This is a genomic window from Peptoclostridium sp. AF21-18, from assembly GCF_003478825.1.
Lineage (GTDB): Bacteria > Bacillota > Clostridia > Peptostreptococcales > Peptostreptococcaceae > Peptacetobacter.
Genome location: NZ_QUGE01000005.1, coordinates 131,235 through 132,074, shown reverse-complemented (window position 1 = coordinate 132,074; position 840 = coordinate 131,235). Strand labels below are relative to the sequence as shown.

The following is an 840-nucleotide window of genomic DNA, read 5'->3' as shown; positions in this document are numbered from 1 at the left end:
TTTTTTTATTCTTAAGGAAATTATAATAATTTAAAACTGTGGAAAACTTGTGTACAATAGTAATATGAATGTATTGAAAAAGCGAAAAGATGAAAAAATAATTAATAAAATATTAAAAAATCACTTCGAAGAATTTAAACTAAAATATTGGAATAAAGTTAGAAGAGAAATGAGAGAACAGATAGAAAATACTGTGACAAAAGCTTTAAATTGTGGAAATATAGAAAATGGATATATAAAACACAAATGTATAGATTGTGGAGAGGAGTATATTCAAGGATTCACTTGTAAAAGTAAATTTTGTACAAAATGTGGTAGAAAATATTCTATGGAATGGGCAGAAAAACAGGTAAAAAATATGCTTGATGTTTCTCATAGACATGCAGTTTTTACAATTCCAGAGGATTTAAGAGTATATTTCTATAGAAAGCGAGAGCTTTTAAAAGACTTACAAGATACTGCATATAAGGTATTGGATAGTTTTCATAAAAAGAAAACAAAAGGAGATTATGAATTAGGAGCAATTGCCGTAGTGCATACCTTTGGTGGAGATTTAAAATGGAATCCTCATATACATGTCTTATACACCGAAGGGGGAATAGATAGAAATAATAAGTGGTTTAAAAAATTAGATTTCATACCATATACATATATGAAAAAGGTATGGCGAAAGTTGGTACTAGGTATAATAAAAAACAATTTTAGAGATAGAAAAACTAGAAATTTGATAAATAAGCTATATAAGAAAGAATTCTATGTAAATGCAGAAAGACGTTTAACTAATATAAAACAGGCAACTCAATATATAGGTAGATATTTGGCTAGACCAGCTATCGCTGA

The 840-nt window shown here is 27.4% G+C and carries 1 protein-coding gene; it reads left to right on the top strand.

The features are described 5' to 3' along the window. Positions 1-49 precede the first annotated feature (49 nt). A partial coding sequence (locus DWX74_RS04310; RefSeq protein WP_199647550.1) for an IS91 family transposase occupies positions 50-840 on the top strand: 791 nt, incomplete at its 3' end.